The 6,799-nt window shown below is 61.7% G+C and carries 1 protein-coding gene; it reads left to right on the top strand.

From position 1 onward, the window contains the following. A partial coding sequence (locus ABH939_RS32880; RefSeq protein ID WP_404650734.1) for an amino acid adenylation domain-containing protein occupies positions 1-6,799 on the top strand: 6,799 nt, incomplete at both ends.

Below are 6,799 nucleotides of genomic sequence, written 5' to 3' on the forward strand. Positions count from 1 at the left end.
TGTCGGTGGCGGTTCACGTGCGGCGTTGACTGCGCAGGTGCGTCCGGTTCGGGTGCCGTTGTCGTTGGCGCAGCAGCGCATGTGGTTCCTCAACCAGTTGGATACGAGCTCGGCAGGGAACAACGTCCCGGTTGCGATAACTCTCACCGGAGAACTGGACGTCTTGGGGCTGGAGCAAGCGGTCGCCGACGTTATCGGCCGTCACGAGGTTCTGCGCACGGTCTACCCCGAGGTCGACGGCGTCGGCTACCAGAAGATCGTTGCACCGGCTGATGTCGACGTGAACCTCGCTGCAACCTCGGTCTCGGATTCGGAGATCGTTTCCGAGGTAACGAACTTCGTAGCGGCAGGCTTCGACGTGACGGCCGAGGTGCCGTTGCGCGCCAAGCTTTTCCAGATCAAGGACGACGAGCACGTTCTGGTATTCGTGGTGCATCACATCTCGACCGACGGTTTCTCGATGGGCCCGTTGACCCGCGACGTCATGACCGCCTACTACGCCCGAACCAACGGCCAGGCTCCGACCTGGACGCCGTTGCCGGTGCAGTATGCCGATTACTCGTTGTGGCAGCGTGAGGTTCTCGGGTCCGAGGACGATCCGCAGTCCGTCATCGCGCAACAGATCACTTACTGGGCGCAAGCACTGGACGGCGTGCCCGAACAGTTGAATCTTCCGGGCGATCGGGCTCGGCCGGCGGTATTCTCCGGTCAGGGAGCGACATTCGAATTCTCGATCGGTCAGGAATTGCATGAGCGGCTGATCAGCGTGGGCCGGGAACACAATGCGTCGATGTTCATGGTGGTCCATGCGGCTCTGGCGTCGCTTCTCGCTCGTCTGTCGGGAACAACGGACATCAACATCGGTGCACCGATGGCCGGGCGAGGTGAATCCGAACTCGACGATTTGATCGGAATGTTCGTCAACACCCTGGTTTTGCGTACCGAGGTTGATCCTTCGGCGGCATTCACAACACTTCTGGCCTCGGCTCGGGAAACCGACCTTCAGGCGTTCGCGCACTCGGACCTTCCGTTCGAGCGGCTCGTGGAAGTGCTGGATCCCGTTCGGTCGAGGGCACATCACCCGCTGTTCCAGGTGGCATTGGCATTTCAGAACCTGGGGCAGAACTCGTTGGCTCTGCCCGGTCTGACGGCGGCCGAGTTCGAAATCGACGAGACCGTGGCCAAGTTCGACCTGCAGCTCACGATCAGTGAGGTATCAGAAGGGCTGTCGGCGACGTTCACGTACGCGACGGATCTGTTCGACGAATCGACCGTCCGCGGATTCGCCGCACGATTGATGCGCATTCTGAACGGAATTGCGACGGACCCCGCAACTTCAGTGGGTGACATCGAAATCCTCGACGCGTCCGAGCGTGAGGTTCTGACGAGTCAAAGGGCTTCGTCAGGAGTAGCGCAGGCGCCGTTGGCCGAGATTCTTGCCGACGCTGCTGCGCGCTACCCGGACAACGTCGCTTTGCGCTACCCCGGCACGGCGCAGGCCGCGGCCGGTAGGTCCATGACGTATCGCGAGGTCGACGAGTGGTCGTCGAAGCTGGCCCGCGTTTTGATCAACCGTGGTCTCGGGGCTGAAGATCTTGTGGCGGTGTCGATTCCGAGATCCGTCGAATCGATACTCGCGGTCTGGGCAGTGTCGAAGACCGGGGCAGCGGTCGTTCCGATCGATCCGCACTATCCGGCAGACCGTATCGCGCACATGCTCAGCGACTCGGGTGCGAAGGTTGGCCTCACCCTCGACGTCGAACGTCCGAATCTCGCCGACGACGTCGAGTGGTTGGTCGTGGACGGACCGCTCGGCGAACAGATGATCGCCGGAGTGTCCGGAGCGCCAATCGATGCCGAGGAACGTGTCCGTCCACTGACGACTGCTCATCCGGCTTGGGTCATCTACACCTCCGGCACGACAGGACTGCCGAAGGGCGTTGTCGCAACCAACGCGGGACTGGCGAGCTTCAGTGTCACGCAGGCCGCGCATTACCTCGTGAAGCCCACCTCGCGGACATTGCACTTCGCGTCACCGAGTTTCGACGCGTCGATGCTCGAGTTGTTCCTCGCGGTGGCCACCGGCGCGACGATGGTCATCGTCCCGCCTGGCGTGTACGGCGGCGACGAACTGGCTGAGGTGTTCCGTAGCGAACGAGTCACGCATGCGTTCATCACACCCGCTGCCCTGGCGTCGATGGACCCGAGCGGCCTGGACGACCTGACGGTGGTAGGCGTGGGTGGCGAAGCGTATTCGCCGGAACTGATCAGCAAGTGGACGACAGGGGACGGATCGGCCGCGTCGGCTTCGGCTCCCAGGACATTCCTGAATGTCTACGGCCCGACCGAGACGACGATCGTGACGAACGTCAGCGTTCCGCTTCTGCCCGGTGACCGAATGGACATCGGCGCCACGATCGGTGACATGGCCGCATTCGTCCTGGACACACGACTCAATCCAGTTCCACTGGGAGTCTCGGGCGAGCTGTATCTGTCCGGTCCTCAGGTGACCCGCGGCTATCATCGTCGTCCAGGCTTGAGTGCCGATCGATTCGTGGCAAACCCGCACGGTAATCCGGGCGAGCGAATGTACCGAACCGGTGACGTGGTGCGCTGGGTCGCTGGAACGGCACCCTCCACCTACGCCGTGGAATACGTGGGCCGCAACGATTTCCAGGTCAAGATTCGCGGTTTCCGTATCGAACTGGGCGAAATCGATGCATCGCTGACGGCACACCCCGAGGTCGAGTTCGCTGCGACGATGGGTACGACCCTGCCGTCGGGTGCCCCGGCGCTGGTGTCGTACGTGTTCACCGGAAAGCACGCTTCGGTCACTTCGGCGGAATTGATCGAATTCGTCTCCAGAACCCTTCCGGCCCATATGGTTCCGGCTTCGGTCATGGTCTCCTCGGACATGCCGCTCAGTCCGGCAGGCAAGCTGGACCGAAAAGCGCTCCCAGCACCGGTTTTCGAGACCAAGGAATTCCGCGCCCCGGTCACCGAGATGGAACAAATCCTGAGCGAGATCTTCGCGGACGTTCTCGGCCTGGATCGCATCGGCACCGACGACTCGTTCTTCGCTCAGGGCGGCGACTCGATCATGTCCATCCAACTCGTCTCTCGTGCGAAGGCACGTGGGGTCGTATTCGCACCCAGTGACGTCTTCGAGAGCAAGACTGTCGCGGCATTGGCCGAAGTGGCGAAGTATGCCGCCGACGTCGAGGCCGCGGTGGTGCTCGAGGAGTTGCCGGGCGGTGGAGTCGGCTGGATGCCGTTGACGCCGATCGAACGATTCATGGTCGAGCGCGGTGGCAGCTACAACCGATTCACACAGACGATGACTCTCGAGCTTCCACTCGGAGTGCAGCGAGCCGACATCGTGCGAACACTCGCTGCAGTCGTCGACCACCACGACATGTTCCGCTCGCGGCTGATCTCCGACGGTCGCGGATGGGGGATGTCGGTCTCCGAGCCCGGAACCGTGGACGTCGAGGATCTGCTCAGCCGCGTCGATGTCGACGCGGCTGCGGACGAGTCGACAATTGTTCTCACGGCTTCCAAGGGCCTCGACGAGGCTCTCGGCCGGTTGAATCCGGCGGACGGCGTAATGGTTCAGTTCGTGTGGGTCGACTTCGGTCCCACTCGCACCGGGCGCTTGATCATTGCTGCACATCACCTGATCGTCGACGGGGTTTCCTGGCGAATCATCGTTCCGGATCTGGTGTCGGCTGCGGCTCAGATGGCCGGGGCGAGCGGAGCGACGGGGGATGTTGCTCTCGAGCCGACCGGTACGTCGATGCGACGCTGGGCTCATGCTTTGTCCGAAGAGGCCCATCGGGATTCGCGTGTGGCCGAGCTGGATACGTGGCGGAAGGTGTTGCAGACACCGGACCCGGTGCTGGGTAAGAGGGCGTACGACTCTGCCGTCGACGTTGCGGCAACGGTTCAGCGGATAAGCGTGACGGTCCCCACTCAGGTGACGGAGACTCTGTTGACCACGCTGCCGGAGGTTTTCAACGGCGGCGCCAACGACGGCCTGCTCGCTGGACTGGCACTCGCGCTGATCGAGTGGCGTCGCCGAGCCGGAATCGACTCGACGTCTGCTTTGCTGCAACTCGAGGGCCACGGTCGCGAAGAAGCCGTGATTCCTGGCGCGGATCTGTCAAGGACCGTTGGCTGGTTCACCGCTGCCTTCCCGATCAGTCTCGATCTTTCCGAGGTAGATCTGGGTGACGCTTTCGCCGGAGGTGATTCGGCGGGACGCGCGATCAAAGCAGTGAAGGAACAGCTTCTGGCGATCCCGGACAAGGGCGTCGGGTACGGACTGCTGCGCTACCTGAACGAAGACACGCGCGCAGTGCTTTCTCGCTTCGCCGGGGGACAGGTCAGCTTCAACTACCTGGGACGAGTTGTCGCCGAGGATCTTCCGGCAGGCGTCGAGGGACTCGGGTGGCTGCCGGCCGGCGATTTCGCCAACGTGTCGGCACCCGAAGACGTCGACATGCCCGCAAACAAGGTCGTCGACATCAATGCGATCGTCAACGACGGCGCAGACGGTGCTGTTCTGGAGGCCTCTTTCGCATACCCCGTCGGTGCCATCGACGGCGAGAGTGTCGAGACATTTGCACAGATTTGGGTCGAAGCACTGACTGCCCTGGCGGAGCATTCTCGCTCCGTCGGAGCCGGTGGACTCACACCGTCCGACGTGCCGCTTGTCTCCGTGAGCCAACGAGATATCGACGGCTTCGAGAATCGATTCGGTACGGTGACCGACATCTGGCCCCTGGCACCGCTGCAGTCCGGTTTGCTCTTCCACGCGATGTTGGCAGAATCCAGCGTCGACCTCTACTCGGTGCAGATGATTCTCACTCTGTCCGGGAAGGTGGATGCCGACCGCTTGCGCACTGCAGCACAGGGAATCATCGACCGTTATGCGAACCTGCGAACGGCATTCACGGCCGACGACGACGGAACGCCGGTCCAGATAGTCCTCGAAGACGTTCCAGTCCCGTGGCGGAACATCGATCTCAGCGATATTGCGGCCGTCGACCGTGAGGCAGCTCTGAACGAAGTTTTGACGGCTGACCAGGCGACACACTTCGACATGGCGTCACCGCCGTTGATTCGGTTCACCTTCGTCACCATGGCGGAGGGGGACTATCGCTTGGTGGTGGCGAATCACCACATTATTCTCGACGGTTGGTCGGTGCCACTGCTCTTGCAGAACCTGTTGGCGCTGTACGCGACGCGTGGTGACGACTCGGTTCTTCCGCGTGTGCGTAGCTATCGCAATTACCTGGCGTGGCTTGTCGATCAGGATCGTGATCGATCACTCACAGCCTGGGCGGATGTGCTTTCCGGCGTCGAAGAGCCGACGCTGCTTGCTCAGGTCACAGGCGGACAGGAATTCACCGCGCTGTCACAGAAGCTGAACGTGTCGATGTCGTCGGAGACAACCGCGGCGCTCACCGCTCTGGCCGCACGACTCGGGGTCACCGCCAACACGATCGTGCAGAGCGCGTGGGCGGTCCTGCTCGGTGCGTTGACCGGAACCGACGACGTTGTCTTCGGTGCAACAGTGTCCGGCCGGCCACCGGCGCTCACCGGCGTCGAATCGATGGTCGGGTTGTTCATCAACACCCTCCCCGTGCGGGTGCGCCTCGACGCCGGGGAGTCCGTCGAAGAATTGGTTGCCAGGGTCCAGATCGAGCAGGCGAGAATGCTTGATCATCACTATCTCGGTTTGACCGATGTCCAGAAAGCAGCGGACGTCGGAACACTGTTCGACACGTTGGTTGTATTCGAGTCGTACCCGGTCGACCGTGAGGGCCTCGCCGCACAGGCGGATGTTCTCGACGGAATGATGATCGACGACATCGCCTCGGACGATTCCACGAACTACCCGTTGACCCTGCTGATCGCACTCGACGAGCAGTTGCACTTGACGCTGCGGTACCTACCGGACTTCTTCGATGCCGACTACGCAACTGCGTTGCTGGACAGAGTTCTTCGACTGCTCTCCTCCGTAGCCACCGATCCTTCGGTGCGTGTTGGTGACGTTGATATTTTGGATTCTGTTGAGCGTTCGTTGGTGCTCGAGGGGTGGAATGACACGGCTCGTGAGGTTGCGGGTGTGTCGGTGTTGGACGGGTTTGTTGCGCAGGTGGCGGCGTCTCCGGATGCGGTAGCGCTCTCGTTCGAGGGGCAGTCTCTGTCGTATGCGGAGTTCGATGCTCGGGTGAATCGTTTTGCCAGGTATTTGGTTTCGGTGGGTGTGGGGCCGGAGTCGTTGGTGGGTGTTGCGGTTCGTCGGTCGGTTGATTTGTTGGTTGCGGTTTACGGTGTGCTCAGGGCTGGTGGTGGGTATGTTCCGGTGGATCCGGATCAGCCTGCGGAGCGTAATGGGTATGTGTTGGCGGCGGCGTCGCCGGTGTGTGTGGTCAGTACTTCTGATGTTGGTTTCGATGCTGGTGTGGTGCCGGTGGTCGAGGTTGATGTTGTTGATGTGTCTGGTTTTTCGGATGCTCCTGTTTCGGATGTGGATCGGGTTGCGCCGTTGCGGTCGGGGAATACGGCGTATGTGATTTTCACGTCGGGGTCGACGGGTCGGCCGAAGGGTGTGGCGGTCAGTCATCGCAGTGTGGTCAATCAGGTGTCGTGGTTGGCGGAGCGTTATGCGGTGTCGGGTTCTGATGTGGTGTTGCTCAAGACTCCGGTGACGTTCGATGTGTCGGTGTGGGAGTTGTTTGTTCCGTTGGCGGTGGGTGCTCGGTTGGTGGTGGCTACTCATGACGGTCAT

The sequence above is a fragment of the Rhodococcus sp. 27YEA6 genome (genome assembly GCF_044908235.1).
GTDB lineage: Bacteria > Actinomycetota > Actinomycetes > Mycobacteriales > Mycobacteriaceae > Rhodococcus_F > Rhodococcus_F qingshengii.